The sequence below is a fragment of the Pseudomonas fildesensis genome (assembly GCF_001050345.1).
GTDB lineage: Bacteria > Pseudomonadota > Gammaproteobacteria > Pseudomonadales > Pseudomonadaceae > Aquipseudomonas > Aquipseudomonas fildesensis.
The window spans coordinates 194,324-219,725 of record NZ_LFMW01000005.1 but is presented as its reverse complement, the minus strand read 5'-3'; the positions used below and the strand labels follow the sequence as shown (position 1 = coordinate 219,725).

18 protein-coding genes are annotated in these 25,402 nt (G+C 60.7%); 15 read left to right on the top strand and 3 right to left on the bottom strand.

Annotated features, from left to right (window positions below):
• Positions 1–157: 157 nt before the first annotated feature.
• Positions 158–1,564: a type I glutamate--ammonia ligase gene (gene glnA, locus ACR52_RS09515; RefSeq protein ID WP_003171128.1), complete on the bottom strand. Its 1,407-nt coding sequence runs from the start codon at positions 1,562–1,564 to the stop codon at positions 158–160.
• A gap of 332 nt (positions 1,565–1,896) precedes the next feature.
• On the opposite strand from glnA, the gene thiI reads away from it, so the two are divergent.
• Together thiI and typA are read left to right on the top strand one after the other, a co-directional pair.
• Positions 1,897–3,351 (top strand): tRNA uracil 4-sulfurtransferase ThiI, encoded by a 1,455-nt coding sequence (thiI, locus tag ACR52_RS09510; RefSeq protein ID WP_048723356.1) that lies wholly within the window; start codon positions 1,897–1,899, stop codon positions 3,349–3,351.
• Between the two features lie 139 nt (positions 3,352–3,490).
• Positions 3,491–5,311 (top strand): translational GTPase TypA, encoded by a 1,821-nt coding sequence (gene typA, locus ACR52_RS09505; RefSeq protein ID WP_048723353.1) that lies wholly within the window; start codon positions 3,491–3,493, stop codon positions 5,309–5,311.
• A gap of 201 nt (positions 5,312–5,512) precedes the next feature.
• Here typA and ACR52_RS09500 read toward each other — a convergent pair whose 3' ends face one another.
• Positions 5,513–5,947: a YkgJ family cysteine cluster protein gene (locus tag ACR52_RS09500; protein WP_048723351.1), complete on the bottom strand. Its 435-nt coding sequence runs from the start codon at positions 5,945–5,947 to the stop codon at positions 5,513–5,515.
• A 237-nt stretch (positions 5,948–6,184) separates the two neighbouring features.
• On the opposite strand from ACR52_RS09500, the gene ACR52_RS09495 reads away from it, so the two are divergent.
• The 6 genes from ACR52_RS09495 to ACR52_RS09470 all read left to right on the top strand — a co-directional run bounded on the left by ACR52_RS09495 (position 6,185) and on the right by ACR52_RS09470 (position 15,989).
• Entirely contained in the window at positions 6,185–8,635 is a 2,451-nt protein-coding gene (locus ACR52_RS09495; RefSeq protein WP_048723349.1) for a glycogen/starch/alpha-glucan phosphorylase, read from the top strand.
• A gap of 155 nt (positions 8,636–8,790) precedes the next feature.
• Entirely contained in the window at positions 8,791–12,312 is a 3,522-nt protein-coding gene (locus ACR52_RS09490) for a DUF2339 domain-containing protein (protein ID WP_048723348.1), read from the top strand.
• Positions 12,312–13,661 carry a DUF3999 domain-containing protein gene (locus ACR52_RS09485; protein WP_048723449.1) on the top strand — a complete coding sequence of 450 codons (1,350 nt, stop codon included), beginning with the start codon at positions 12,312–12,314 and terminating at the stop codon, positions 13,659–13,661. The genes ACR52_RS09490 and ACR52_RS09485 overlap by 1 nt, the downstream gene beginning before the upstream one ends.
• A 111-nt stretch (positions 13,662–13,772) precedes the next feature.
• On the top strand, positions 13,773–14,783 hold the full coding sequence (locus ACR52_RS09480; RefSeq protein ID WP_048723345.1) for a class 1 fructose-bisphosphatase: 1,011 nt from the start codon (positions 13,773–13,775) through the stop codon (positions 14,781–14,783).
• A gap of 351 nt (positions 14,784–15,134) precedes the next feature.
• On the top strand, positions 15,135–15,389 hold the full coding sequence (locus tag ACR52_RS09475; protein ID WP_048723344.1) for a lipoprotein: 255 nt from the start codon (positions 15,135–15,137) through the stop codon (positions 15,387–15,389).
• 30 nt (positions 15,390–15,419) lie between these two features.
• Positions 15,420–15,989 (top strand): lipocalin family protein, encoded by a 570-nt coding sequence (locus tag ACR52_RS09470; RefSeq protein WP_048723342.1) that lies wholly within the window; start codon positions 15,420–15,422, stop codon positions 15,987–15,989.
• Between the two features lie 146 nt (positions 15,990–16,135).
• Here ACR52_RS09470 and ACR52_RS09465 read toward each other — a convergent pair whose 3' ends face one another.
• Positions 16,136–17,500, bottom strand: coding sequence for a formimidoylglutamate deiminase (locus ACR52_RS09465; RefSeq protein ID WP_048723340.1), 1,365 nt, complete (start codon positions 17,498–17,500; stop codon positions 16,136–16,138).
• 147 nt (positions 17,501–17,647) lie between these two features.
• Between ACR52_RS09465 and hutC the strand changes: the two genes are divergently transcribed.
• The 7 genes from hutC (at position 17,648) to ACR52_RS09430 (ending at position 25,324) form a co-directional block, all read left to right on the top strand.
• Positions 17,648–18,358, top strand: a complete 711-nt coding sequence (gene hutC, locus ACR52_RS09460; protein WP_236692126.1) for a histidine utilization repressor — start codon at positions 17,648–17,650, stop codon at positions 18,356–18,358.
• Positions 18,355–18,915, top strand: coding sequence for a HutD/Ves family protein (locus ACR52_RS09455; RefSeq protein ID WP_048723336.1), 561 nt, complete (start codon positions 18,355–18,357; stop codon positions 18,913–18,915). Before hutC ends, ACR52_RS09455 begins: the two co-directional genes overlap by 4 nt.
• 302 nt (positions 18,916–19,217) lie before the next feature.
• A complete protein-coding gene (gene hutU / locus ACR52_RS09450; protein WP_048723334.1) occupies positions 19,218–20,906 on the top strand; it encodes a urocanate hydratase in 1,689 nt (562 codons plus the stop codon).
• A 173-nt stretch (positions 20,907–21,079) separates the two neighbouring features.
• Positions 21,080–22,546: a purine-cytosine permease family protein gene (locus ACR52_RS09445; RefSeq protein ID WP_048723333.1), complete on the top strand. Its 1,467-nt coding sequence runs from the start codon at positions 21,080–21,082 to the stop codon at positions 22,544–22,546.
• Between the two features lie 68 nt (positions 22,547–22,614).
• Entirely contained in the window at positions 22,615–23,580 is a 966-nt protein-coding gene (locus ACR52_RS09440; RefSeq protein ID WP_048723331.1) for an ABC transporter substrate-binding protein, read from the top strand.
• Between the two features lie 71 nt (positions 23,581–23,651).
• A complete protein-coding gene (locus ACR52_RS09435) occupies positions 23,652–24,503 on the top strand; it encodes an ABC transporter permease (protein ID WP_048723328.1) in 852 nt (283 codons plus the stop codon).
• On the top strand, positions 24,500–25,324 hold the full coding sequence (locus tag ACR52_RS09430) for a quaternary amine ABC transporter ATP-binding protein (protein ID WP_048723447.1): 825 nt from the start codon (positions 24,500–24,502) through the stop codon (positions 25,322–25,324). The genes ACR52_RS09435 and ACR52_RS09430 overlap by 4 nt, the downstream gene beginning before the upstream one ends.
• Positions 25,325–25,402 lie beyond the last annotated feature (78 nt).

The following is a 25,402-nucleotide window of genomic DNA, read 5'->3' as shown; positions in this document are numbered from 1 at the left end:
TGGACGTTAACGATAGCGCGGTTTTCCAGAATGAACGCGGCGCCTGTGCGTTTTTTCGCCAGCAAGCCGGCTCCTGCAGGGGATATATTTCGCGCAAAAAAAAAGACCTCCCGAAGGAGGCCTTTTTCATCACGCCACGTTAAGTAGCGCTACCGGATCAGCAGCTGTAGTACAGCTCGTATTCCAGTGGGTGTACGAAGGTGCGAACCTTGATTTCTTCTGCGCTTTTCAGCTCGATGTACGCATCGATAAAGTCGTCGCTGAACACGCCGCCTTTGGTCAGGAACGCACGGCCCTTGTCCAGCTCTTCCAGGGCTTCTTTCAGGCTGCCGCACACTTGTGGGATCTCTTTGGCCTCTTCAGGCGGCAGGTCGTACAAGTTTTTGTCGGCGGCGTCGCCAGGGTGGATCTTGTTCTGGATACCGTCCAGGCCGGCCATTACCAGCGCAGCGAAGGCCAGGTACGGGTTGGCTGCCGGATCCGGGAAGCGGGCTTCGATACGGCGAGCACGAGGGCTGGACACGTAGGGAATGCGGATCGACGCGGAGCGGTTGCGAGCCGAGTAGGCCAGCATTACCGGCGCTTCGAAACCTGGGACCAGACGCTTGTAGGAGTTGGTCGACGGGTTGGTGAAGCCGTTCAGCGCCTTACCGTGCTTGATGATGCCGCCGATGAAGTACAGGGCGGTGTCGGACAGGCCGGCATAACCTTCGCCAGCGAAGGTGTTCTTGCCATCTTTGGCGATGGACAGGTGAACGTGCATACCCGAACCGTTATCGCCGTACAGAGGCTTAGGCATGAAGGTAGCGGTACGGCCGTAAGCAACGGCAGTGTTGTGTACGCAGTACTTCAGGGTCTGAACTTCGTCAGCCTTGGCGACCAGGGTGTTGAACTTCACACCGATTTCGTTCTGGCCGGCAGTCGCCACTTCGTGGTGATGCACTTCGATGACCAGGCCCATGTCTTCCATGGCGTTGCACATGGAGGTACGGATTTCGTGGTCATGGTCGAATGGCGGAACTGGGAAGTAGCCACCTTTGATACCTGGACGGTGGCCATGGTTGCCGCCTTCCACGTCCTGGTCGGACATCCACGAACCTTGTTCGGAATAGATCTTGAACATGGAGCCGGAGATGTCGGACTTGAACTTCACTTGGTCAAAGATGAAGAATTCTGGCTCGGGACCTACGAATACGGTGTCACCGATACCGGTCGACTTCAGGTATTCCTCGGCGCGCTTGGCGATCGCACGCGGGTCGCGGTCGTAGCCTTGCATGGTCGAAGGCTCGATCACGTCGCAGACGATGATCAGGGTAGGCTCTTCGGTGAACGGGTCCAGCACGGCAGTGCTGTCGTCCGGCATCAGGATCATGTCGGAAGCTTCGATGCCTTTCCAGCCGGCAATGGAGGAACCGTCGAACATTTTGCCTTCTTCGAAGAAAGCATCATCCAGCGCGTCGCGAGCCGGCATGGTCACGTGGTGCTGAGTGCCTTTTGTGTCCGTGAAGCGCAGATCAATCCATTTAACGTCATGATCTTTGATGAGTTGAACCGACTTCGACATGGTGTCCTCCGGGTGGCTTCGGGCTGGTAGTGGAGTTAGCCCTTAGAATGTGGGTGATGCCGGCGCGGATACTCCGCCAAGGCAACCTGCCTCACAAGAGAGCAAATTGCATGCCAGTGCGCCAACATGGCCTTTTTGCCTCAAAATGGCCCCTATAACAGTGCAATCAGCCGAAACGGAATAAATTACGCACTGCAATGTAGCGCCAATTCATGAAAGTGACCTGTTTTGGTGCGCCAAAGGTGTGATGCATATTAACTGGTTAAACCTTGAGCGATTTCCGCTATAATCCGCGCCCCCCTTTTTCGGCAGGCCCTGCGCGCGCTGTTTCCATGAAATTAATCGTTAAAGTCTTCCCCGAGATCATCATCAAGAGCCGACCGGTACGGATGCGTTTCATCCGTCAATTGGCCAAGAACATCCGTGCCGTGCTCCGCGATCTGGACCCGGCTGTGGTGGTGAATGGCGTGTGGGACAATCTCGAGCTGGAAACCCGTGTCACCGACGCCAAAGCCTTGAAGGACATGACCGAGCGCCTGAGCTGCATGCCGGGCATCGCGCATTTCCTGCAGGTGGACGAGTACCCGTTGGGCGACTTCGACGACATCACCGAAAAGTGCAAACTGCACTTCGGCGGTGAGCTTGAGGGGAAGATTTTTTCGGTGCGTTGCAAGCGTGGCGGCAAGCACCCGTTCAGCTCCATGGACGTCGAGAAATACGTCGGCAGCAAGCTGCGTCGCGAGTGCGGCGCCGCCGGAATTTCCCTGAAAGCGCCGCAAATTGAAGTGCGCATGGAAATTCGCGACCAACGGTTGTTTGTGATCCACGGCCAGCACGACAGCATCGGCGGCTACCCGCTGGGCGCCCTGGAACAGACCCTGGTACTGATGTCCGGCGGTTTCGATTCCACAGTGGCGGCCTACCAGATCATGCGCCGCGGCCTGATGAGCCACTTCTGCTTCTTTAACCTGGGCGGGCGTGCACATGAATTGGGCGTGATGGAAGTCGCGCACTTTATCTGGAAGAAGTACGGCAGCTCCCAACGTGTGCTGTTTGTGAGCGTGCCGTTCGAGGAAGTGCTGGGCGAAATTCTCGGTAAAGTCGATAACAGTCATATGGGCGTAGTATTGAAGCGTATGATGTTGCGCGCTGCGTCCCGAATTGCCGATCAATTGCAGATCGACGCGCTGGTGACCGGTGAAGCGATCTCCCAGGTTTCCAGCCAGACGCTGCCGAACCTGTCGCTGATCGACTGCGTAACCGAAAAGCTGGTGTTGCGCCCGCTGATCGCCAGCCACAAACAGGACATCATCGACCTGGCAGAAGAAATCGGCACTGCCGACTTTGCCAAGCATATGCCTGAGTACTGCGGGGTCATCTCGGTGAACCCCAAGACCCACGCCAAGCGCAACCGCGTGGAGTATGAAGAACAACAGTTTGACATGGCGATTCTCGAGCGAGCGCTTGCGAACGCCAAAATGGTGCCAATCGATCGCGTGATCGACGAATTGGGCCAGGATGTACAGATCGAAGAGGTCAGCGAAGCCCTGGCGGGCCAGATCATTGTCGACATCCGTCACCCGGATGCCGCTGAAGATGAGCCGCTGGAAATTGCTGGCATCGACGTACAAGCGCTGCCGTTCTATGCATTGAACGCGCGTTTCAAGGAACTGGATGACAGCCGTCAGTACCTGCTGTATTGCGACAAAGGCGTGATGAGTCGCCTGCATGCCCACCATTTGCTCAGTGAGGGGCATGCCAATGTGCGCGTTTATCGACCGAGCTAAGAGCCCGGGGCTGTTTGCCTGTGGCCTGCGTCACCGGCCCCCCGACTCTGCCGTCAAGCTGTAACGGCAAGGCCTGACTCTACTGTTAATCGCTGCCACGACCTGTCAGCACACCGAATCCTCTGATCGAGATACACAAGTGATCGAAAATCTACGTAACATCGCCATCATTGCTCACGTTGACCATGGTAAAACCACCCTGGTAGACAAACTCTTGCGTCAATCCGGCACCCTGGAGCGCAACGAGCTCAACGACGAGCGCGTGATGGACTCCAACGACCAGGAAAAAGAGCGCGGTATTACCATCCTGGCTAAAAACACCGCTATCAACTGGAACGGCTACCACATCAACATCGTGGACACCCCGGGCCACGCCGACTTCGGCGGCGAAGTAGAACGCGTAATGTCGATGGTTGACTCCGTTCTGCTGCTGGTTGATGCCCAAGACGGCCCTATGCCGCAAACCCGTTTCGTGACCAAGAAGGCTTTCGAAGCCGGCCTGCGTCCAATCGTGGTAATCAACAAGGTTGACCGTCCGGGCGCACGTCCGGACTGGGTTCTGGACCAGATTTTCGACCTGTTCGACAACCTGGGCGCTACCGAAGAACAGCTGGACTTCAAAGTCGTCTACGCCTCGGCCCTGAACGGTATTGCCGGTCTGGAACATACCGACATGGCTGAAGACATGACCCCGCTGTACCAGTCGATTGTCGACAACGTACCGGCGCCGGCTGTTGACCGTGATGGTCCGTTCCAGATGCAAATCTCCGCACTGGACTACAACAGCTTCCTGGGTGTTATCGGCGTTGGCCGTATCGCTCGTGGTCGCGTCAAGCCAAACACCCCGGTTGTTGCTATCGGCGCCGACGGCAAGAAGCGTACCGGTCGTATCCTGAAGTTGATGGGTCACCACGGTCTGCACCGTATCGACGTTGAAGAAGCTTCTGCCGGCGACATCGTCTGCGTCAGCGGCTTCGACCAGCTGTTCATCTCCGACACTCTGTGCGACCCACTGAACGTCGAAGCGATGAAGCCGCTGACCGTTGACGAACCAACCGTTTCGATGACCTTCCAGGTAAACGACTCGCCTTTCTGCGGTAAAGAAGGCAAGTTCGTGACCAGCCGGAACATCAAAGAGCGTCTGGACAAAGAACTGCTCTACAACGTTGCCCTGCGCGTTGAAGAAGGCGACACCGCTGACAAGTTCAAAGTCTCCGGCCGTGGTGAGCTGCACCTCTCGGTACTGATCGAAACCATGCGTCGCGAAGGCTTCGAAATGGGTGTTGGTCGTCCGGAAGTGATCATCCGCATGGTTGACGGCGTTAAGCACGAACCGTACGAAAACGTGACCATCGACCTGCCGGAAGAATCCCAGGGCGCGATCATGGAACAGATCGGTATCCGTAAAGGCGACCTGACCAACATGGTTCCGGATGGCAAGGGCCGTGTGCGCCTTGAGTACAACATCCCGGCACGTGGCTTGATCGGTTTCCGTAACGAGTTCCTGACCCTGACCTCCGGTGCAGGCATCCTGACCTCGATCTTCGACCGTTACGACGTAATGAAGTCCGGCGACATGTCCGGCCGTCAGAACGGCGTGCTGGTTTCGGTTGCTACCGGTAAGGCTCTGACTTACTCGCTGGAAACCCTGCAAGCTCGCGGCAAGCTGTTCCTGGGTCACGGTGAAGACGTGTACGAAGGTCAAATCGTCGGCATCAACAGCCGCGACAACGACCTGGGCGTTAACCCAACCAAAGGCAAGAAGCTCGACAACATGCGTGCTTCGGGTAAAGACGAAACCATCGCTCTGGTTCCGCCTATCCGCTTCACCCTGGAGCAGGCTCTGGAATTCGTTCAAGAAGACGAATTGTGCGAAGTCACTCCTAAGTCCATCCGTCTTCGTAAGAAGATCCTGGGCGAAAGCGAGCGTACCCGCGCTGCGAAGAAATCCGGTAACTAAGTCGTTTAGTTAGCTGGCAAAAAAAACGCCCCCGGCCTTACGGTCGGGGGCGTTTTTTTATGCCTGCAGGTTTTGTGTTGATCGTTCCCACGCTTTGCGTGGGAATGCCTCTTGGGACGCTCTGCGTCGGGCTTTCAAGGGCGGACGCGGAGCGTCCAGGGCTGCATTCCCACGCGGAGCGTGGGAACGATCAAGGGCGGGTCAGAACTTATCGAGGGTCTTGAACTTGGTCTCGCGCACCACTTCCTTCGGCTTATACGCGCAATACCCCGGCCGCGGTCCGATTTTCGGGTGGTTGCGGCAGGTATCCGGGCGCTTGTCATAAATAGTGCAGAAGCGCGTCTTACGATCCAGGTACAGGCAGTCGTTGTTGCTCATGCGCTGCAGGGTAAAAATCTCGGATTTTGAGTTGAAGCGCTCGACGATGCCTTCCTTCTGCAAACGCTTGGCAATGTTCTTCGGCGGGTCGCCGCGCTCGAACTCATCAACGATGCCAATGCGGATCAGGTCCTTGATCTTCACCTCGACCGGCAGTGTGCAACAGCTGGACACGCAGCCACCGCACATGTGGGCGAAATATTTCTGCCAAGTCTCGAGACGGTCGAGTTCCGCGGCGGCGATCAGTTGAGGCTTCATCAGGGTTCCAAGGTGGGGCGGTATCCGGGCGCGCGATCATACCGGGATTGGTGGTTTTTTGAACAATATTTTGCAGGTTTCAGCTCAAAGGGTTCTGCACGGGGTGAACGGGCACGGCCCCTGCATCAATTTCCCGCAAACGTGAATGAGTTAAAAAACTGCCGAACCAGAGCGCCCACGGTCTGTCAGACCGACTAGGCTCTAGCAACTCCTTCAATCTCGCCCGAGGTCGCACCGATGTCTCAGGAACCGCTTGCACGAGAAGCAGAGGTAGCCGCGTTTCGCGATGCTGTCTTGACCAAACTCACTTATGCGGTGGGTAAAGACCCCGACCACGCCTTCGACCATGACTGGTTCGAAGCCATTGCCCTGGCCGCGCGCGACCAGATGGTCGACCACTGGATGGACCATACACGGCGTATCTACCGCAAAGGCCAGAAGCGGGTTTACTACCTGTCCCTCGAATTTCTTATCGGCCGCTTGCTCTATGACAGCCTGAGCAACCTCGGCGTGCTCGAGATCGCTCGCGAAGCACTGTCCGAACTGGGCGTCGACCTTGAACGCATCCGCCTGCTGGAGCCCGATGCGGCCCTCGGCAACGGTGGCCTGGGCCGTCTGGCCGCGTGTTTTATGGAAAGCATGTCGACCCTTGGCATTGCCGGCCACGGTTATGGCATCCGTTATGAGCACGGCCTGTTCCGCCAGGCGATTGTCGATGGTTGGCAGCAGGAACAGACCGAACGCTGGCTGGATTTCGGCAACCCGTGGGAGTTCGAGCGGGCCGAAGTGATTTACCCGATCGGTTTTGGCGGCAGCGTCGAAACCCTGCCCGATGCTGCCGGCAAGCTGATTCAGGTGTGGACGCCCAATGAAACCGTGCGTGCGGTGGCCTACGACACCCCGGTAGTCGGCTGGCGCGGTGCCAGCGTCAACACCCTGCGCCTGTGGCGTGCACGGGCGGTGGAAGACCTGCACCTGGAGCGCTTCAACGCCGGTGACCACTTGGGCGCTGTCGCCGAAGTGGCCCGCGCCGAGAGCATCTCCCGCGTGCTTTACCCGGCCGACAGCACCGAAGCGGGGCAGGAATTGCGCCTGCGCCAGGAGTATTTCTTCGTCTCCGCGTCGTTGCAGGATTTGCTGCGCCGCCACAAGAACATGCACGGCTCGGTACTGAGCCTGGGCGAACACGCTGCGATCCAGCTCAACGACACCCACCCGTCCATCGCGGTGGCCGAGTTGATGCGTCAGTTGGTCGACCTGCACGACATTCCCTGGGAAGCGGCGTGGGACGTCACCGTCGAGACCCTGTCGTACACCAACCACACCCTCTTGCCCGAAGCCCTGGAAACCTGGCCGGTCGGCCTGATGGAACGCATGCTGCCCCGGCACATGCAGATCATCTACCTGATCAACGCCCAGCACATCGATTCGCTGCGGGCCAAGGGCATCCACGACTTCGACGTGCTGCGCGCCGTGTCGCTGATCGAAGAAGACAACGGCCGCCGCGTGCGCATGGGCAACCTGGCGTTCCTCGGCTCCCATAGTGTCAACGGCGTGTCCGGCCTGCACACCCAGCTGATGCGCAGCACAGTGTTCTCCGAAATGCACAAGCTCTACCCGGAGCGCATCAACAACAAAACCAACGGCATCACCTTCCGTCGCTGGCTGTTCCAGGCCAACCCCAAGCTCACCGATATGTTGGTGGACGCGTTGGGCCCGGACATTCTCGACAACATGGAAACCCGCCTGACGGAGCTGGAAACCTTCGCCGAGAAGCAAGCCTTCCGCAAAGCCTTCGCTGATCAACGCCTGCACAGCAAGCGCGCACTCGCGGAGATCATCCACGAGCGCCTGGGCATTTCGGTCAACCCGGCGGCGATGTTCGACGTGCAGGTCAAGCGCATCCACGAATACAAACGCCAGTTGCTGAACCTGCTGCACACCGTCGCGCTGTACCAGGCGATCCGTGCCGAGCCGGGCACCGACTGGGTGCCGCGCGTGAAAATCTTCTCGGGCAAGGCGGCGGCCAGCTATCACCAGGCCAAGTTGATCATCAAGTTGACCAACGACATCGCCCGCACCGTGAACAACGACCCGACCGTGCGCGGTTTGCTCAAGGTGGTGTTTCTGCCCAACTACAACGTCAGCCTGGCGGAAAGCATCATTCCGGCGGCGGATTTGTCGGAGCAGATTTCCACCGCCGGCTTCGAAGCATCGGGCACCAGTAACATGAAGTTCGGCCTCAACGGCGCGCTGACCATCGGCACCATGGACGGCGCCAATGTGGAGATGCACGAGCTTGTCGGCGCTGATCACATGTTTATCTTCGGCCTCAGCGCCCAGCAAGTGGAAGCCCGCAAGCACGCCGGCGAGTTCCATGCGGGGCCGGAAATCGCCGCGTCCCATCGTTTGAGCGATGTACTGCAAGCGATCCGTGGCGGGGTGTTCTCGCCGGATGATCCGGGCCGCTATGTGGGGTTGATCGACGGGCTGATCGACTACGACCGCTTCCTGGTGTGTGCCGACTTCGATTCCTACTGGGACGCCCAGGCCAGGGTCGAGGCGCATTGGCACGACTCGAAGGCGTGGTGGCGTTCGGCGGTGCTCAATACGGCGCGTATGGGCTGGTTCTCCTCGGACCGGACCATCCGGGAATACGCGACGGAGATCTGGAAAGCGCTCGACTAACCAGCGCAGTACCAAAATGTGAGGGGGCTTGCTCCCGATAGCGGAGTGTCAGTTTGCAGATATGTCGACTGGCACACCGCTATCGGGAGCAAGCCCCCTCCCACATTGGGTCTGCGTAGATATACTAGGCGCCGGTTTGCTTAGGGATATCGACCATGCAATGGATTTTCATGCTGATTGGGCTGGTGCTCGGCTGGGCGCTCGATGAGTCGTTCAGTGATGCGGGCATCGGTGCGCTGCTGGGGTTGGGCATTGGCCAGGCGATCCGTCTGTCGATGCTGGCTTCACGTGCGGATGAACAAAGCCGTCAGTTGGAGACCACGCAGAAGGCGCTGATCGCGCTGGGCGAGCGCCTGCGGCAATTGGAAGTGCCCCCTACGCCGACGGCCAGTGTCACAGTCGAACCGTCCATCCCTGAGCCGACACCTGTCGCCAAGGCGCCCGAACTTGTTTGGGAACTGCCTGCCGAATTGGCGCCCGTCGCCAGGGTTGCCGAGCTGAGCCAGCCGCTGCCTGAAGATGTCTGGAAGCCTGCCGATAAACCCCGCCCGGCTGAACCTGTTGCCCCCCGTGGCCCCAACCTGATCGAGCGCGCCATCAGCGGCGCGCGCAATTGGCTGTTCGGCGGCAACACTGTGCTGCGCGTTGGCGTTGTGCTGTTGTTTCTCGGCCTGGCGTTCCTGCTGCGCTACGCCACCGAAGGCATGGTAGTGCCGATCGAACTGCGTTACGCCGGCGTGGCCGCTGCCGCCGTCGGCCTGCTGGGCCTGGGCTGGTGGTTACGCTTGCGCAACAGCAATTACGGTTTGATGCTGCAAGGCACCGGGATCGCGGTACTGTACCTGACGGTGTTCGCCGCGATGCGCCTGCACCCGTTGATCGACCCTGGCGCGGCGTTGGGCCTGCTGGTGGCGGTCACGGTGTTTTCGGCGATCCTTGCGATCACCCAGGATGCCCTCGGGTTGGCCTGCGCCGCCGCCCTCGGCGGTTTTGCCGCGCCAATCCTCACGTCAACCGGCGCCGGCAACCCTGTGGCGCTGTTTAGTTATTTCGCCCTGCTCAATGCGGGCATCCTTGCCATCGCCTGGTTCAAGGCCTGGCGCTTGCTCAACCTGATCGGCTTTGTCGGCACCTTCGGCATCGGCTTTGCCTGGGGCATGCGCTCGTACACCCCGGAACTGCTGTGGAGTACCGAGCCATTCCTGATTCTGTTTTTCCTGATGTACCTGGCCATCGGGCTGTTGTTCGCCCGGCGCAAGTTGCTGGAAATGAACGACGCGCCCGAAGACGACAGCCGGGGCGCGCTGCTGCGCTGGTCGGCGGCCAAGGGTGACTATGTCGACGGCAGCATGCTGTTTGGCCCGCCGCTGGTGGGCTTTGGCTTGCAGTTCGCCTTGGTCCAGCACCTGGAATTTGCCGCTGCGTTCAGTGCGCTGGGGCTGGGCATTATCTACATGGGTCTGGCGCGCCTGCTGAGTGGCGGGCGGGCCTTGCTGCTGGCGGAAACCTGCCTGGCCTTGGGCGTGATCTTCGCCAGCCTGGCGATTCCCCTCGGCCTCGACGCGCGCTGGACCGCAGCTGCGTGGGCGGTGGAGGGCGCCGGGATCTTTTGGCTGGGCTTGCTCCAGCAGCGGCCGTTGGCGCGGGTGTTTGGCCTGTTGTTGCAGTTGGGCTCGGCGCTGGCATTCCTCAGTGAACTGCGCGTCGGCGAACTCACCTTGCTCGACGGTGCGCCATTGGGCGCGCTGCTGCTGGGCGCGGCGTTGCTGTTCAGCTTCGATCAGTTGCGCAAGGCGTCGACGGAGCAGGCGGCCGACTGGGAGCGCAAAGGCCTGCCGCTATTGGCGAGTCTCGGCCTGACCTTTCTGTACTTGCTTGCGCCGTTGCTGTTGCTGACCCAAGGCACCGCCATCAGTTGGGCAATCGCCGGGCTGGTGACCCTCTTCATCGGCCTGCGCATCGGCTCGCGTACCTTCCTGTTCACCGCGTTTGCGGTGCAGCTGCTGGGCGGCGCGTTGTTCTTGCTGCGCCTGCAAGGCGGTGACGGCGCGGCGGTGTTCAGCGCCGGTTGGAGCGGTTTGCTTAGCGCTTCGCTGATCGGCCTGGCGTTGATCGGCGGCATGCTGCTGGCGGCACGCGACGACATGGTGCGCAGCGATGTGCGGCTACTACGCGGGTTGTCGGTGGTGCTGCTCGCCGGCCTGGCGTTGATCAACCTGGCGGTGCTGTTTGTGTTGCCATGGGAGAGCGCCAGCGGCGTGTGGGCGGCCAGCGGTGTGTTGATCATCTGGCTGAGCCTGTACCTGCAACAGCGCGTCAGTTTTGTGTTTGGTCTGCTGCTGCAAGTGCTTGGCGGCGCCTCGTTCCTGGTGGCGGTGCCGGAACTGCTCGGGCCGTTGACCGGTGAAGGTTTGCGCCCGCTGGGCCATAGCGGTTTCTGGACGCCGATGGTGCTGGGCCTGGCCGCCCTGGTCGGCGCCTGGCGTTTGCAGCGCGAGCCTCATGCGCCGCTGTTTGCCGTGCTCAAACTGCAACGCCTGTCCGACCTGCTGCTGGTGTGGGGCGCGGCCTGGTGGGCGTTGGCGTTGATCGGCGAAGTGCTGCGGTTTATCCCGCAGGCATTGCAGGGAACGTTCCTGCTCGGCATCGCGGCGCTGAGCGTGGCGATCTGGGCATTGCTCGTGGTACGCCTGCGCTGGGCGTCGCTGGGCATGCTCTGCACCGTGCTGATGCCGGCGGCGGGCGTCGTGTTGCTGGTGTCGGCCCATGACTATTACCACCCGGCGGCGCAGTTCGGCTGGCTGGCATGGTTGGCCGTGTTTGTCGTGCACTTCATCGCGCTGCGGCGTTTGGCGGCGGTGGTTCCGGCCAAGGCGCTGACCGTTGCCCATGTGCTCGGTTGCTGGATGCTGATCGGCGTGCTGGCGCTGGAGTTGCGTTACGGCCTGTTGTTGCTGTCGAGCGAGTACAACGCCTGGCGCTGGCTGGGTTGGGCGATTCTGCCGAGTCTGTACCTCGTGCTGGCCGCTGCGCCACGCAGTTGGCCATGGCCGGTGTCGGCGTATCTGCGTGAATACCGCGTGTTGGCGGCGCTGCCACTGGCGGTGCTGATGCTCGGCTGGTTTTGGCTGGCCAATATCTTCAGCGACGGTACGGCCAACCCGCTGCCGTATGTGCCGCTGCTCAACCCGCTGGACCTGGGGCTGCTGTTTGCACTGCTTGGGGTGTATTTGTGGTCGAGCAGCGTGGCGCCGCAGCGTGGGCCGCGTGTTGAGCTGATCGCCCAGGGTGTGGCGGGTGTCTCGCTGTTTGCCTTCTTTACCGCGCTGGTGATGCGCACGGCTCACCATTGGGGTGGCGTGCCGTTCCAGCTGGACGCGTTGCTGGAATCGATGCTGGTGCAGGCCGGTCTGTCCATCGTCTGGACCCTGATCGCCCTCGGCCTGATGATCGGCGGGCACCTGCGTCATCGTCGCGAGGTGTGGCTGATCGGTGCGGCGCTGATTGCCGTGGTGGTGGCCAAGCTGTTCTTTGTCGAACTGAGTAACCGTGGCGGCCTGGCGCGGATCGTCTCGTTTATCGGTGTAGGCGGGCTGTTGCTGGTGGTGGGTTACTTCGCACCGCTGCCGCCCAAGCGTGCTGAACCTGTGTTGGAAACTGAAGGAGCATCCTCTTGATCGGTAAGTTGAGCGTGGCTGTCGTCGGCCTGTGTACGACGTTGTTTGTGTGGGCGCAGGAAGCGCCGGCCGACTTCACCACCCAAGTACCGCTGAGCGTCAGCGGCAACGGCCCGTGGTATCGCCTGGAGTTACCGTTGGCGGTGCAACTCAGCGCGCGCCAGGCCGACCTCAGTGATGTGCGGGTATTCAACGCCGCCGGCGAACCTCAGGCCTACGCGTTGTCGCGCCAGTCATCGCAACGCACCGAAAGCCGCAACGTGGTCGACGTGAAGTGGTTCCCGCTGTACGCCGCGGACACTCGCGAAACGGTGCCCGGCGTGGTGCTGAAGGCCACGGCGGAAGGCACGCTGCTGGAAGTCCGCCCGGCCGCTGCCTCCCAGGCCGGCAAGCAGGTGCTGCGCGGCTGGGTGCTGGATGCCAGCGCGATCAAGGCGCCGTTGCAGCAACTGAGCCTCGACTGGAGCCGCGAACAAGATGGCTTCCAGCGTTTCAGCATTGAAGCCAGCGACGACTTGCAGCACTGGGAATCCTGGGGCGACGGGCAAGTGGCGCGTTTGTCGTTTGCCGATCAGCGGGTCGAGCAACATGACGTCGGCCTGCCGGGGCAATCGGCGCGCTACCTGCGCTTGGTGTGGCAGGGGCAGGCGGCGCCGGTGCTGACTTCCGCCAAGTTGATGAGCGCCACCAGCAGCCTGTCGACGCCGCTGGTGTGGTCACAACCGTTGACGGGCACGCGGCTCAAGGCCGGCGAATACAGTTGGCAGTTGCCGACGGGATTGAGCGTCGAACGTTTGCGCGTCGAACTGAAGCAGCCCAACACGCTGGCGCCCGTGACCTTGTCGGGGCGGCGCGAGAGCAATCAAGCCTGGCAGCCGTTGAGTAATGCCTTGCTGTATCGCCTGAGCCAGAACGGCCAGGACGTGGTGCAGGATGAAGTGCAGTTGCCGGGCCAGGTGGTTACCGAGCTCAAGTTGCAGGTCGATGAGCGCGGCGGTGGCCTGGGTGTTGAAGCGCCGGCCCTGCGTTTTGCCGTGCGCGCCACGCAGTTAGTGTTCCTGGCGCGAGGCGAACCGCCATTTACCCTGGCGCTGGGCAATGCGTCGGCCAAGGCGGCGAACCTGCCGCTGTCGACCCTGATTCCTGACTACAGCGCCGAGCGTCTCAACACGTTAGGGCTGGCCAGGGTAGCGGGGGAAGTGGCGGTCACGTCGCCTGCGGTCACAGCTGCTGTTGATACCGGGTCGAACTGGAAAAAATTCGGGCTATGGGCGGTGTTACTGCTTGGTGTGGCGGCCCTGGGGGCCATGGCCTACAGTTTGCTGCGCAAGCCGCCGGTGGCACGTTAAATAAAGTCCATGAACTCTATTGGGTTTATATCCTCTGATAGGAGGAAATACGCCCCGACTCGCGTTAAACTGCGCGGGTTTTTAGCCCCCCCCCATTCATCGGAGCCTTCCATGTCCCGCGTTACCCTGAGTCGCTATTTGATCGAGCAGACCCGCAGCAACAACACGCCTGCTGATCTGCGCTTCCTTATCGAAGTGGTGGCGCGTGCTTGCAAGGAAATCAGCCACGCCGTGTCCAAAGGCGCACTGGGTGGTGTCCTGGGCAGCATGGGCACTGAAAACGTCCAAGGCGAAGTGCAGAAGAAGCTCGACGTGATCTCCAACGAGATCCTGCTCGAAGCCAACGAGTGGGGCGGCCACCTGGCCGGCATGGCGTCCGAAGAAATGGACAATGCCTACCAGATCCCGGGCAAGTACCCGAAAGGCGCCTACCTGCTGGTGTTCGACCCATTGGACGGTTCGTCCAACATCGACATCAACGCACCGGTCGGCACCATCTTCTCGGTACTGCGTTGCCCGAACGAATACCTGAGCCAGAACGAAGCCTTGAACGAAAAGGCCTTCCTGCAGCCAGGCACCGAGCAGGTCGCAGCCGGTTACGCGATCTACGGCCCGCAGACCATGCTGGTGCTGACCCTGGGCGATGGCGTCAAAGGCTTTACCCTGGACCGCGAAATGGGCAGCTTCGTGCTGACCCACGAAGACATCACGATTCCGGTTTCCACCCAGGAATTTGCGATCAACATGTCTAACCAGCGTCACTGGGAAGAACCGGTCACCCGCTATGTGGGCGAGTTGATGGCTGGCGAAGAAGGCCCGTTGAAGAAGAACTTCAACATGCGTTGGGTCGCTGCGATGGTAGCCGACGTACACCGCATCCTGACCCGTGGTGGCTTGTTCATGTACCCGCGCGACGCCCGTGAGCCGTCCAAGCCTGGCAAGCTGCGCCTGATGTACGAAGCCAACCCGATGTCGTTCCTGGTTGAACAGGCGGGCGGTGTGTCCACCGACGGCCACCAGCGCATCCTCGACATCCAGCCGGAAGGCCTGCACCAGCGTGTTGCGGTGTTCCTGGGCTCCAAGGAAGAGGTTGAGCGTGTGACGGGCTATCACAAGAAGTAATGACTTGCGGATACTCCTTGTGGTGAGCGGGCTTGCCCTGATGCTGTTCAGTTAAGCAGTAGAAAGAGCGAAAAATAACCTGTGGCGAGGGAGCTTGTTGGACCGCCGCACCGTCCCGTCGGACTGCGTAGCGGTCCCATCTTTGGGGCCGCTTCGCGGCCCTACGGGAGCAAGCTCCCTCGCCACAATAAGCTCGCTTGTCACAGGCATCGCGGTAACTGAAAAAGCCCCGAAACGTTTCAGCGTTTTCGGGGCTTTTTTTGTTTTCGTTCGTCGGGAACCAGACACCTCTTTTCCCTTCTAAGCTTCTGGCAGATACCCTAGCTGCTTCGTCCCTCCAGGAGTTTTTCCATGTCGTTACGCCGTCTCGCTTTGCTGGCTTTTTGCGTGCTGCTGGCCGCTTGCAGCAAGGTCACCCAAGAAAACTACGCGAAGTTGTCGGCTGGCATGGCCAAGGTTGAGGTGGAGTCGCTGTTGGGTAAGCCGACCGATTGTTCCGGCGCGCTGGGCATGTCCAGCTGCACCTGGGGCGATAAAAACAGCTTTATCAGCGTTCAATATGCCGGTGACAAAGTTCTGATGTTTTCCGGGCAAGGCCTGAAGTAAACCGGGGCGCGAGCCTGCGGGAGAAGAAGAATGATGCGTTTTGTTTTGTTCCTTTGCGCCAGCCTGTTTTTGGCGGGCTGCGCCAGCCATTCTGGCGATGATCTGCAACCCAAGACCGTTGGCAGCGTCAACCTCAAGCGTTACCAGGGCACCTGGTATGAGTTGGCCCGATTGCCGATGTACTTCCAGCGCAACTGCGCACAGTCCGAAGCCCGCTACACTTTGCTGTCCGATGGCGATATGTCGGTGTTCAACCGCTGCCTGACGCCGGACTGGAAGTGGCAGGAAGCCAAGGGCACGGCTACGCCGCAAGTGCCGGGCAAGACCGACAAGCTCTGGGTTGAATTCAATAACTGGTTTACCGCACTGTTGCCGGGCGTCGCCAAGGGCGATTACTGGGTGTTGTACGTCAGCGATGACTACAAGACAGCACTCGTGGGCAGCCCGAGCCGACGCTATATGTGGATTTTGTCACGCACGCCGACGGTCAGCGCCGACACCCGCGAAGACCTGCTGAGCAGGGCGCGGCAGCAGGGGTATGACACCACGCGTTTGATCTGGCGTACGTCGGACAAACAGATGGCAAAAACCTCTCAGTAGTGGGGCGCGGAGCGTGCCCGGCTGCATTCCCACGCTGAATGTGGGAGGGGCGGTGCGACGATTCGACTTGCTCCCGATAGCGGTATTTCAGTCATTAATGTATCGACTGATCCACCACCATCGGGAGCAAGCCCCCTCCCACGGTTTTAACCGAGTAAATCCTTCAAAACTTGGGTGAACGCCCGGCAGCTTTCTTCTTCGCCGGCATGATGCCCGTCCCGCACCACCCACTTCCCGTTGACCAGCACGTCGCGTACCTGCCGATCACCACCGGCAAACAACCAGCGATTGAGAATTCCGTCCTCGGTGGCCGTCGCCAGGTAGGGATCGTTGCCGTCCAGCACCAGCCAATCGGCACGCTTGCCTACTTCCAATCGACCAATCGGCTGCCCCAGCGCCTGGGCACCACCGTCCAGCGCAGCATCGAACAGCGTGCGGCCGACCATCGGCTGGTCACTGCGATACAAGCGATTACGCCGCTGATCGCGCAATCGCTGGCCGTATTCCAGCCAGCGCAATTCTTCCACCACGCTCAGCGACACATGGCTGTCGGAACCGATGCCCATGCGCCCACCCTGGGCGAGGAATTCCACCGCCGGGAAAACTCCGTCGCCAAGGTTGGCCTCCGTGGTCAGGCACAACCCGGCAATCGCCCGGCTCTTGGCCATGCGCGTGACTTCGTCTGCATCGGCATGAGTGGCATGCACCAGGCACCAGCGTTCATCCACTGCTACGTTGTCATACAGCCATTGCAGCGGGCGCTTGCCGCTCCAGGCCAGACAGTCGTCGACTTCTTTCTGCTGCTCGGCGATGTGGATATGCACCGGGCACGTCTTGTCGCTGGCAGCCAGCACTTCATTGATTTGTTGTGGCGTAACGGCGCGCAGGGAGTGGAAGCACAGGCCCAACTGCTGGGCCGGCTGCGCCGCGAGGATCGGCTGCAAGCGCGCCTGCAGGTCCAGATAGTTTTCAGTGCTGTTGATAAACCGTCGCTGTCCTTCATTGGGTGCCTGGCCGCCAAACCCTGAGTGGGTGTAAAGCACCGGCACCAACGTCAGGCCTATCCCGCTGCTGACGGCAGCCTGGCTGATCTGGCGCGACAGCTCCGCGCGGTCGGCATACGGCTGGCCGCTGACATCGTGGTGCACGTAATGAAATTCGGCGACCGAGGTGTAGCCGGCCTTGAGCATCTCGATATACAGCTGGCGCGCGATGACCTGCAGTTGGTCCGGGTTGATCTTGCCGACCATGCGGTACATCAGGTCGCGCCACGTCCAGAAGCTGTCATTCGGGTTGCCGGCCACTTCGGCCAGGCCTGCCATGGCGCGCTGGAATGCGTGGGAATGCAGGTTCGGCATGCCCGCCAGCACCGGGCCTCTCAGCCGTTCGGCGCCGTCTGCACTGGCATTGGCCTCTACGTGGGTCAGCGCGCCATCGGCGCTGACTTCAAGACGTACATCGTTGGCCCATCCATTAGGCAGCAGCGCGCGTTCGGCAAAGAAAGCGGACATGATCAAGGCACCCCGGTCGTGTGTTTATTTGTATATACATATACAGACGTTTGCCTGCTCGGTAAACTCCGGCAATCTATGCATCTTTCCCCCCTGCAAGGATTCCCTGTGCCGACTCCGCCCGCCAAGTCTTCACTGGCTGCCCACATGGACGAAAGTCCGGCGCCCTTGTACGCCCGCGTCAAACAGATGATCAGCCAGCAGATCCTCAGCGGCAACTGGCCGCCCCATTACCGCGTGCCGTCGGAGAGCGAGCTGGTCAGCCAGCTGGGTTTTAGCCGCATGACCATCAACCGCGCCCTGCGCGAGCTCACCGCCGAAGGTTTGCTGGTGCGTATGCAAGGCGTCGGCACGTTCGTCGCCGAGCCCAAGAGCCAGTCGGCGCTGTTTGAAGTGCACAATATTGCCGATGAGATCGCCTCCCGCGGTCATCGTCATACGTGCCAGGTCATCACCCTGGGCGAAGAGGCCGCGGGTTCCGAGCGCGCCGTCGCCCTGGAAATGCGCGAAGGCGGGCGTGTGTTCCACTCGCTGATCGTGCACTTCGAAAACGATATTCCTGTGCAAATCGAAGACCGTTTCGTCAACGCCCTGGTCGCGCCGGAATACCTGCAGCAGGATTTTACCCAGCAAACCCCCTATGCCTATCTCAACCAGGTCGCGCCGCTTACCGAGGGCGAGCATGTGGTTGAAGCGATCCTCGCCGACGCCGCCGAGTGCAAGCTGTTGCAGATCGAGCCGAGCGAGCCGTGCCTGTTGATTCGCCGACGCACCTGGTCCGGCCGCCAGCCGGTGACCGCCGCGCGTTTGATCCACCCCGGTTCCCGACATAGCCTGGAAGGACGTTTCAGTAAATGAGTGAAGTGAAAGTCTGGCGCGCCGCCGATTACGTGCGCATGCCATGGAAAAACGGCGGCGGCAGCACTGAAGAAATCAGCCGGGATGCCGGCGATGGCCTGGATGGTTTTGGCTGGCGCCTGTCGATTGCCGATATCGGTGAGTCGGGCGGGTTTTCCACCTTCGCCGGCTACCAGCGCGTGATCACCGTGATCAAAGGCGCGGGCATGGTGTTGACCGTGGACGGCGAAGAGCAGCGCGGCCTGTTACCGCTGCAGCCGTTCGCCTTCAAGGGCGACAGCCAGGTGGCGTGCCGTTTGATCACCGGGCCGATCCGTGATTTCAACCTGATCTATTCCCCCCAGCGTTACCACGCGCGCTTGCAGTGGGTAGACGGTGTGCAGCGCCTTTTCAGTTCGGCGCAGACCGTGCTGGTGTTCAGCGTGGCGGATGAAGTGAAGGTGCTGGGCGAGAAGCTCGGCCATCATGACTGCCTGCAAGTGGGCGGTAACACTGGCTTGCTGGATATCACCGTCACTGGCCGCAGCTGCATTATCGAACTGACCGCACGCGATTAAAAAATGTGGGTTCACAAGATCTGTTTCCAACCCCGCACCAAATTGTTACCGAATGCCCCAGCGTGGCGCAAAACCACGCGTTGGTGACAAGCCTCCCCGCATCAAAACTCCCTCGTAAGAAAATTCATCAAGCCGCGAAGCCTTAGTTTTCAAGGCTCGTACGCGCTTTCAAAAAAATCAAAACACCTCGTCCAGAAAGTTGGCCGCTTGATTGCATATGCTTGTATGTACAAGTAAAGATGTGTGCGTAAGAGTCGCCTTCGCACCATCAATGTTCGCGCATCGTGCCGAGGAGTCCCGCAGTGACCGATTTTTCGAAAGCTAAGCCTACAAAATACCGTGACGTCGAAATCCGTGCCGCCCGTGGTAACACGCTCACCGCCAAAAGCTGGCTGACTGAAGCGCCGCTGCGCATGTTGATGAACAATCTCGACCCGCAAGTGGCCGAGAACCCGAAAGAATTGGTGGTGTACGGCGGTATCGGCCGTGCGGCGCGTAACTGGGAGTGCTACGACCAGATCGTCGAGAGCCTCACCAACCTGAACGACGACGAAACCCTGCTGGTGCAATCCGGCAAACCGGTTGGCGTGTTCAAGACCCACAGCAACGCCCCGCGTGTACTGATCGCCAACTCCAACCTGGTGCCGCATTGGGCCAGTTGGGAACACTTCAACGAACTGGATGCCAAGGGCCTGGCCATGTACGGCCAGATGACCGCCGGCAGCTGGATCTACATCGGCAGCCAGGGCATCGTCCAGGGCACTTACGAAACCTTCGTTGAAGCCGGTCGCCAGCACTACGATTCAAACCTCAAGGGCCGTTGGGTCCTCACCGCCGGCCTCGGCGGCATGGGCGGTGCCCAGCCGCTGGCCGCAACCCTCGCCGGTGCATGCTCGCTGAACATCGAATGCCAGCAGGTCAGCATCGATTTCCGCCTGAGCAGCCGCTACGTCGACGAGCAAGCCACTGACCTCGACGACGCTCTGGCCCGCATCGCCAAATACACCCAGGAAGGCAAGGCGATCTCCATTGCCCTGCTGGGTAACGCCGCCGAAATCCTCCCGGAACTGGTTAAGCGCGGCGTGCGCCCAGACATGGTCACCGACCAGACCAGCGCCCACGACCCGCTCAATGGCTACCTGCCGGCCGGCTGGACCTGGGACGAATACCGCGCCCGCGCCAAGACCGAACCGGCGGCGGTGATCAAGGCCGCCAAGCAGTCGATGGCCGTGCACGTGCAGGCGATGCTGGACTTCCAGAAAATGGGCGTTCCAACCTTCGACTATGGCAACAACATCCGCCAAATGGCGCAGGAAGAAGGCGTGGAAAACGCATTCGACTTCCCGGGCTTCGTACCGGCGTACATCCGCCCGCTCTTCTGCCGTGGCATCGGCCCGTTCCGTTGGGCTGCGCTGTCGGGCGACCCGCAAGACATCTACAAGACCGACGCCAAAGTCAAAGAGTTGATCCCCGACGACGCCCACCTGCACAACTGGCTGGACATGGCGCGCGAACGCATCAGCTTCCAGGGCTTGCCGGCGCGTATCTGCTGGGTAGGCCTGGGCCAGCGCGCCAAGCTGGGCCTGGCGTTCAACGAAATGGTGCGCAGCGGCGAGTTGTCGGCACCGGTGGTAATCGGCCGTGACCACCTCGACTCCGGCTCGGTCGCCAGCCCGAACCGCGAAACCGAGTCCATGCAGGACGGCTCCGACGCTGTGTCCGACTGGCCGCTGCTGAACGCCTTGCTCAACACCGCGAGCGGCGCGACCTGGGTCTCGCTGCACCACGGCGGCGGCGTGGGCATGGGCTTCTCCCAGCACTCCGGCATGGTCATCGTCTGCGACGGTACCGACGAAGCGGCCGAGCGGATTGCCCGCGTGCTGCACAACGACCCGGCTACCGGGGTGATGCGTCACGCCGACGCCGGTTACCAGATCGCGATCGATTGCGCCAAGGAGCAGGGTCTCAATCTCCCGATGATCAACGGCTGACACCTGTAGGCGCCGGCTTGTTGTGGCGAGCAAGCTTGCTTGCGCTGGGGTGCGAAGCGCCCCCAAAAAAGCCAGCGGCTGCTGCGCACTCGAGCGGGAGCAAGCGCCCTCGCCACAGCAAGCTGGCTCCTAAAAGGTTTGTGTACGAACAATCCATCAGAGGTTGAAAGTAAATGGCTGACGCACGTGCAAGCACCACCCCGTTGATCGAGAAACGTTCGATCGACTACATCCCGGAAGCGGAAAGACACGGTCGTCTATTGAGCCAGTTCACCCTGTGGATGGGTGCCAACCTGCAAATCACCGCGATTGTCACCGGGGCCCTGGCCGTGGTGTTGGGCGGTGACGTGTTCTGGTCGTTGATCGGTCTGTTGATCGGCCAACTGCTCGGCGGCGGCGTCATGGCGTTGCATGCGGCGCAAGGGCCCAAGCTGGGCCTGCCGCAGATGATCTCCAGCCGCGTACAGTTCGGGGTTTATGGCGCGGCCATCCCGATCGTGCTGGTCTGCTTGATGTACCTCGGTTTTACCGCAACGGGCACCGTGCTTTCCGGCCAGGCGTTGGGCCAGTTGTTGGGTGTCAGCGACAGCTTCGGCATCCTTGTGTTTGCCAGTGTCATCGTGCTGGTCACGGTGCTCGGTTACCGGGTGATCCATTTCATCGGCCGAGTCGCCAGCGTCATTGGCGTGATTGCCTTTGTCTACCTGTTCAGTCGTCTGATGAGCCAGACCGACGTTGGCGCACTCCTGCAAATCCGCCACTTCAGTTGGAGCAGCTTTTTGCTCGCGGTGTCGCTCGCGGCATCCTGGCAAATCGCCTTCGGCCCTTACGTGGCTGACTATTCACGCTACCTGCCGAGCAAGACGTCCTCGGTGAAAACTTTCCTGGCCGCGGGTGCGGGGTCGGTCATTGGCGCACAGGTGGCGATGATCCTCGGCGTGTTTGCCGCCGCCATGTCCAACGGGCAATTCGCCGGGCACGAAGTAGCCTACATCGTGGGGTTGGGGGGTACGGGAGCCACCGCTGCGCTGCTGTACTTCAGCATCGCGTTTGGCAAGGTCACCATCTCCACGCTGAACTCCTACGGCAGCTTCATGTGCATCGCGACCATCATCAGCGGCTTTCGTGGTCGCCTGGAGGTCACACGCTTACAGCGTCTGGTGTTCGTGCTGGTCATCGTCGGTACGGCGACCCTGATCGCGTTGCTCGGCCAGCACTCGTTCCTCGGTGCGTTCAAGTCTTTCATCCTGTTCCTGCTGGCGTTTTTTACGCCATGGAGTGCGATCAACCTGGTGGACTACTACTGCATTACCCGCGAGCGCTATGACGTGCCGGCGCTGGCCGATCCGAAGGGCCGCTATGGCCGTTGGAACCCGCTCGGTATCAGCGTCTACGTCTTCGGTGTGCTGGTGCAATTGCCGTTCATCTCCACCAAGTTCTACACCGGCCCGCTGGTGGCCGCCCTGGGTGAAGTGGATATTTCCTGGATCATCGGTCTGGTACTTCCCGCAGCCCTGTATTACGTGTGTGCGAAAAAATGGCACGGCAGCGTGCCCGATCAACTGATTCTGCCGGTCGAGCAGGACAGCGCGGTACAACCTGAAACGAGCGGTGCCAGTCGCGCTGCGGCGCAGGCCTGATTGGACGTGGACAGGGCAGGATGCCTCTTGACTGCCGTAAGCCCATTCATGATTAGGAGCGTCACACAATGAAATCGAACAAGACCCTGCTGACCACAGTGCTTTCCATGGGCTTGCTGGCCAGTGCCGGCGCCCAGGCGGCAGGCTGGTGCGAGTCCGGTAAACCGGTGAAATTCGCCGGTTTGAACTGGGAAAGCGGCATGTTGCTCACCGACATCCTGCAAACCGTCCTCGAAAAAGGCTACGACTGCAAAACCGACAGCTTGCCGGGTAACTCCATCACCATGGAAAACGCCCTGGGCAGCAACGACATCCAGGTGTTTGCCGAAGAATGGGTCGGCCGCAGCGAAGTCTGGAACAAGGCCGAGAAGGCCGGCAAAGTCGTCGGCGTCGGTGCCCCAGTGGTGGGTGCTATCGAAGGCTGGTACGTGCCGCGTTACGTGATTGAGGGCGACGCCAAGCGCAAGCTGGAAGCCAAGGCACCGGACCTGAAAACCATCGCCGACCTGGCCAAGTACGCCTCGGTGTTCAGGGACCAGGAAGAGCCCTCCAAGGGCCGTTTCTACAACTGCCCGGCCGGTTGGACCTGTGAGCTGGACAACAGCGAAATGCTGAAAAGCTACGGCCTGGAAAGCACCTACACCAACTTCCGTCCAGGCACCGGCCCGGCACTGGATGCGGCGGTGTTGTCGAGCTACAAGCGTGGCGAGCCGATCCTGTTCTATTACTGGTCGCCCACCCCGCTGATGGGCCAGGTTGACCTGGTCAAGCTGGAAGAAAAACCCGGTGTGGATAAAAGCGTGAGCATCAAGGTCGGCCTGTCCAAGACCTTCCACGATCAAGCCCCTGAACTGGTGGCGATGCTGGAAAAGGTCAACCTGCCGATCGACCTGCTGAACCAGAACCTCGGTCGCATGGCCAAAGAGCGGATTGAATCGCCAAAACTGGCGAAAATTTTCCTCAAGGAACATCCTGAAGTCTGGCACGCATGGGTGAGCGCAGACGCAGCCAAGAAAATCGACGCGGCCTTGTAGGTTGAGCGTTCCCGGTTGCCCCCACAGGCAACCGGGCGCCCGGCCACAACCCACTGGATCGAGAGCACGCTATGTTTCCTGAGAGTTTTACGTTTTCCATTGCCGACTGGGTCAACGGTTGGGTGGATTCGCTGGTCACCAACTACGGCGATGTGTTCCGGCACATCTCCGACACCCTGCTATGGGCCATCGTCAACCTGGAAGGCATGCTGCGCGCGGCGCCCTGGTGGCTGATGCTGGCCATCGTCGGCGGCGTTGCCTGGCACGCCACCCGCAAGCTGGTGACCACGGCGGTGATCGTCGGCCTGTTGTTCCTGGTAGGTGCTGTTGGCCTGTGGGACAAGCTGATGCAGACCCTCGCGCTAATGATGGTCGCCACGGTGATCTCGGTGCTGATCGGCATCCCCTTGGGCATTCTGTCGGCGCGCAGCAATCGTCTGCGCTCGGTGCTGATGCCGCTGCTCGACATCATGCAAACCATGCCGAGCTTCGTGTACCTGATCCCGGTGCTGATGCTGTTCGGCCTGGGCAAGGTCCCGGCGATTTTCGCCACGGTGATCTACGCCGCCCCCCCTTTGATTCGCCTCACCGACTTAGGGATTCGCCAGGTCGACGGCGAAGTCATGGAAGCCATCAATGCCTTTGGTGCCAACCGTTGGCAGCAACTGTTCGGCGTGCAACTGCCGCTGGCGCTGCCCAGCATCATGGCCGGTATCAACCAGACCACCATGATGGCGCTGTCGATGGTGGTGATCGCCTCGATGATCGGCGCCCGTGGCTTGGGTGAAGACGTACTCGTCGGCATCCAGACCCTCAACGTTGGCCGTGGCCTCGAAGCCGGGCTGGCGATTGTGATTCTCGCAGTGGTCATCGACCGCATTACCCAGGCCTATGGTCGTCCACGGCATGAGGCGAGCAAATGACTACCGTCAGCAAAATCGAAGTCAAAAACGTATTCAAGATCTTCGGCAACCGCTCCAGGGAAGCGCTGGCCATGGTCGGGCAAGGCAAGACCAAGGACCAGGTGCTGGCCGAAACCGGTTGCGTGGTCGGCGTCAACGACCTGTCCCTGAGCATCGCTACCGGCGAGATCTTCGTGATCATGGGCTTGTCGGGCTCCGGCAAATCCACGCTGGTGCGCCACTTCAACCGCCTGATCGATCCTACCAGTGGCGCGATCCTGGTGGACGGCGAAGACATCCTGCAACTGGACATGGACGCCCTGCGCCAATTCCGTCGGCACAAGATCAGCATGGTGTTCCAGAGCTTCGGCCTGTTGCCCCACAAGAGCGTGCTCGACAACGTTGCCTACGGCCTCAAAGTGCGCGGCGAAACCAAGCAGGTCTGCGCCGAGCGCGCGCTGCACTGGATCGAAACCGTGGGCCTCAAAGGCTACGAAAACAAGTACCCGCACCAGCTCTCCGGTGGCATGCGCCAGCGCGTCGGCCTGGCCCGCGCCCTGGCGGCCGACACCGACATCATCCTGATGGATGAAGCGTTCAGCGCCCTCGACCCGCTGATCCGCGCCGAGATGCAGGACCAGTTGCTGGAGCTGCAAAAGACCCTGCACAAAACCATCGTGTTCATCACTCACGACCTCGACGAGGCCGTGCGCATTGGCAACCGCATTGCGATTCTCAAGGACGGCAAGCTGATCCAGGTCGGCACCCCTCGGGAGATCCTGCATTCGCCGGCGGATGAGTATGTGGATCGGTTCGTTCAGCGGCGCGCGGCGGTGGTTTGAATGATCGTTCCCACGCTCTGCGTGGGAATGCATCCCGTGACGCTCCGCGTCACCCGTGCGCAGCTCTTGAGCCTTGCA

Excerpts from the sequence above, each read along its gene's own strand:
- glnA (WP_003171128.1), bottom strand. The coding sequence starts at position 1,564 with ATGTCGAAGTCGGTTCAACTCATCAAAGATCATGACGTTAAATGGATT.
- thiI (WP_048723356.1), top strand. The coding sequence starts at position 1,897 with ATGAAATTAATCGTTAAAGTCTTCCCCGAGATCATCATCAAGAGCCGA.
- ACR52_RS09500 (WP_048723351.1), bottom strand. The coding sequence starts at position 5,947 with ATGAAGCCTCAACTGATCGCCGCCGCGGAACTCGACCGTCTCGAGACT.
- ACR52_RS09495 (WP_048723349.1), top strand. The coding sequence starts at position 6,185 with ATGTCTCAGGAACCGCTTGCACGAGAAGCAGAGGTAGCCGCGTTTCGC.
- ACR52_RS09490 (WP_048723348.1), top strand. The coding sequence starts at position 8,791 with ATGCAATGGATTTTCATGCTGATTGGGCTGGTGCTCGGCTGGGCGCTC.
- ACR52_RS09480 (WP_048723345.1), top strand. The coding sequence starts at position 13,773 with ATGTCCCGCGTTACCCTGAGTCGCTATTTGATCGAGCAGACCCGCAGC.
- ACR52_RS09475 (WP_048723344.1), top strand. The coding sequence starts at position 15,135 with ATGTCGTTACGCCGTCTCGCTTTGCTGGCTTTTTGCGTGCTGCTGGCC.
- ACR52_RS09470 (WP_048723342.1), top strand. The coding sequence starts at position 15,420 with ATGATGCGTTTTGTTTTGTTCCTTTGCGCCAGCCTGTTTTTGGCGGGC.
- ACR52_RS09465 (WP_048723340.1), bottom strand. The coding sequence starts at position 17,500 with ATGTCCGCTTTCTTTGCCGAACGCGCGCTGCTGCCTAATGGATGGGCC.
- hutC (WP_236692126.1), top strand. The coding sequence starts at position 17,648 with ATGGACGAAAGTCCGGCGCCCTTGTACGCCCGCGTCAAACAGATGATC.
- ACR52_RS09455 (WP_048723336.1), top strand. The coding sequence starts at position 18,355 with ATGAGTGAAGTGAAAGTCTGGCGCGCCGCCGATTACGTGCGCATGCCA.
- ACR52_RS09445 (WP_048723333.1), top strand. The coding sequence starts at position 21,080 with ATGGCTGACGCACGTGCAAGCACCACCCCGTTGATCGAGAAACGTTCG.
- ACR52_RS09440 (WP_048723331.1), top strand. The coding sequence starts at position 22,615 with ATGAAATCGAACAAGACCCTGCTGACCACAGTGCTTTCCATGGGCTTG.
- ACR52_RS09435 (WP_048723328.1), top strand. The coding sequence starts at position 23,652 with ATGTTTCCTGAGAGTTTTACGTTTTCCATTGCCGACTGGGTCAACGGT.
- ACR52_RS09430 (WP_048723447.1), top strand. The coding sequence starts at position 24,500 with ATGACTACCGTCAGCAAAATCGAAGTCAAAAACGTATTCAAGATCTTC.